This is a genomic window from Arsenicicoccus sp. UBA2120 (assembly GCF_002330965.1).
In the GTDB taxonomy this organism is placed as follows: domain Bacteria; phylum Actinomycetota; class Actinomycetes; order Actinomycetales; family Dermatophilaceae; genus Arsenicicoccus; species Arsenicicoccus bolidensis.
This window is the reverse complement of sequence record NZ_DCYC01000079.1, coordinates 32,090-33,721: the sequence shown is the minus strand read 5'-3', so window position 1 is coordinate 33,721 and position 1,632 is coordinate 32,090. Positions and strand designations below refer to the sequence as shown.

Annotated in this window: 2 protein-coding genes; both read right to left on the bottom strand. The window is 73.0% G+C overall.

What is annotated here, in order from left to right; translation table 11 throughout:
* Positions 1-55: 55 nt before the first annotated feature.
* Positions 56-1,078: a nitronate monooxygenase gene (locus tag B2P18_RS13230; RefSeq protein ID WP_286959836.1), complete on the bottom strand. Its 1,023-nt coding sequence runs from the start codon at positions 1,076-1,078 to the stop codon at positions 56-58.
* Positions 1,079-1,253: 175 nt separating this feature from the next.
* Positions 1,254-1,460: a PspC domain-containing protein gene (locus B2P18_RS13225; protein WP_240483995.1), complete on the bottom strand. Its 207-nt coding sequence runs from the start codon at positions 1,458-1,460 to the stop codon at positions 1,254-1,256.
* Positions 1,461-1,632: the final 172 nt, after the last annotated feature.

Here is a 1,632-nt window from a genome sequence, read left to right as displayed (position 1 = left end):
TTGGAGAAAGCACTCACGATCCTGGCTCAGGGGGCGGGGCTGCTGGGCGGAGCCGTCAGGGGGCGAGGGACGCGATCACGTCGGCCGCGGGTGCCTCGGAGCAGGCCTGCCAGCCCGCGCCGGCCCACAGCGACACGCCCTGCGGGTCCCCGGCGGCGACAGCGGCGGCGCGCAGCGGCTTGGTGAGCTGGTCGACCTGCGGGAACACCGATGGCGCGTCCCCGTCATGGGCCTCGACGAAGGCGTTGCGCAGCCCCCGCGCGGGACGCCCGGAGAAGGCCCGCGTCACCACGGCCGACGCCCCCGGCAGCCGCAGCCCCGCCCGGTGCGCCGCCGACGTGCCGGCCTCGGGCGTCAGCAGCAGCGCCGTGCCGACCTGCACGCCCACGGCCCCGGCGCCGAGCAGCCGCCTCACGTCACCTCCGGTGGCCACGCCGCCCGCGGCGACGCACGCCACGCCGAGGCCGGTCACCAGCGGCAGCAGGCCGAGCGCGTCGAGACGGTTGGGCTCGTCCTCGACCCGGTGCGTCGAGCGGTGCCCGCCCGCGTCGAACCCTTGCACGACCAGCACGTCCACGCCCAGCGCCGCGGCGTGCGCGGCCTCGTCCTCGCTCGTGACGGTGACCCACACCTCGCTGCCGACCTCCTGCAGCGCCCCGACGACCTCGGGCGACGGGAGGCCGAACGTGAACGAGACCATCGCCACCGGTTCGACGAGGGTGAGCAGGGCGATCTTGTCGTCATACGCGTCGGTGTCGGACCAGTCCGGCTCGGGGAGGACGGCACCCAGCCGCTCGGCGTCCGCCTGCAGCGCAGAGCGATACGCCTCGACGGCTTCCGCCTCGTTCGCCCGCACGGACCCGGAGGGCACGAACACATTGACCCCGAACGGCAGGTCACCCACCAGGTCGTGGGTCTCGGCGATCTGGTCCGCGACCTGCGCCGGGGTCTTGTAACCGGCGGCGAGGAATCCCGTGCCGCCGGCGTTGCAGCAGGCCCCCACGAGAGCGGGGTTCGAGGGGCCACCCGCCATGGGTGCGGCGACGAGCGGGAGGTCCAGCGTCTCGATCAGGCTCATGCGCCCAGCCTGGCAGACCTGATCTCACCTCGCAGACTGGTCACTTCCCGCCATCGGGAAGTGACCAGTCGGCGGGAAGTGACCAGTCGGAGACGCAGGACCGCCGAGTGGTCACGTCCGTACGTCCCCCTCGGTCGCACGGAAGTGACCACTCGGCGGTGGCCTGGGGCGAGGATCAGTCCTCGGGCATGAGGATCATCAGGGCGAGGTAGACCAGCACCTGCGACCCGGGGATGATCAGCGACGCGACGAAGACGAGACGCACGATGTTGGCCTCGACGCCCAGCTTGCGGCCGATGCCGGCGCAGACGCCCATGGCGATGCGTCCGGAGCGGGGGCGGGTGAGGCCGTTCTTGCGCATGGCGGCGTAGATCGAGTTCACGGGTGTCCTCCTCGGTTGTGGATGTGGCTCCAGCCTGGCCGACGCCGGGCCGCCCCGCCATGAGGGTCACCCCTGATCCGACCCCGTCCGACCCTCAGGGTGCGGGCAGGATCCGCACAGCCTGAGCCTTGACGGCCAGGGTGACGGGGCTGCCGGGCCGCAGCCCGAGCTC